This is a genomic window from Marinobacter sp. (assembly GCF_041984545.1).
Lineage (GTDB): Bacteria > Pseudomonadota > Gammaproteobacteria > Pseudomonadales > Oleiphilaceae > Marinobacter.
Genome location: NZ_JBHIXV010000079.1, coordinates 1 through 783, shown reverse-complemented (window position 1 = coordinate 783; position 783 = coordinate 1). Strand labels below are relative to the sequence as shown.

Below are 783 nucleotides of genomic sequence, written 5' to 3'. Positions count from 1 at the left end.
CTGAAACTATAGCACTTTCAGCCGCTTTCTTTTATCCCTTCATGAGAAATCCGGGTTAAGAGCTACACCTCCAATGGCTTCGGGCTTTATATCGTTGAGACCAAGCCCGGTGGCCAGCCAATCGGGATGTGTGGGTTAATAAAGCGCCCGGAGCTGGACACCCCAGACTTAGGCTTTGCATTTTTAAGAGAACACTGTGGAAACGGCTATGCCACTGAAGCAAGTGAGGGTGTCCTGAACTATGAGGTTGAATCACGCGCTCTCCTTAGAATCATGGCCATCACACTTCCAGAGAACAACGCCTCAAACCACGTTCTTCGAAAATGCGGCTTCACCTTTATTGGGCATGTTGAAGTTAATAATTTGAAGAACAATTTGTATGTTTACGAAAAAAGCCGCTAACAAGCCCTGGGGGACCAATTCGGCAGCTCCACAGTCGCTAAAGCGTTTTCGAGGCGCAGTCTGAAGGAGTACTGCAAGCCGGGAGGTTAATTTATGAACATGATGGTCATCGGGGCGAGTACAGATTTCTCAATGATGCAGATGACGGTACTGTAGCGATGGTGAACATTAACATCACTAGTAACATACTATTGCTGAAACGGCTGATCGCGAAGCTTCTCGGTTCCACCAATCCTCGCTTAATTCTTACCGGCTCAACGTCAGGGCTCCGCCAAAGTGGCCGGCCCGAAATGACATTCGGCGCGTCAAAGTTCGCACTGACTGGTATTAGCCCGAAAAATTCATAAAAAAAGGCGAACCTTGCTTAACCCATTGATATAA

Annotated in this window: 1 protein-coding gene; it reads left to right on the top strand. The window is 47.6% G+C overall.

The window, feature by feature from the left end:
• The first annotated feature begins 48 nt into the window (after positions 1-48).
• Entirely contained in the window at positions 49-402 is a 354-nt protein-coding gene (locus ACFC20_RS17590; protein WP_375194114.1) for a GNAT family N-acetyltransferase, read from the top strand.
• Positions 403-783: the final 381 nt, after the last annotated feature.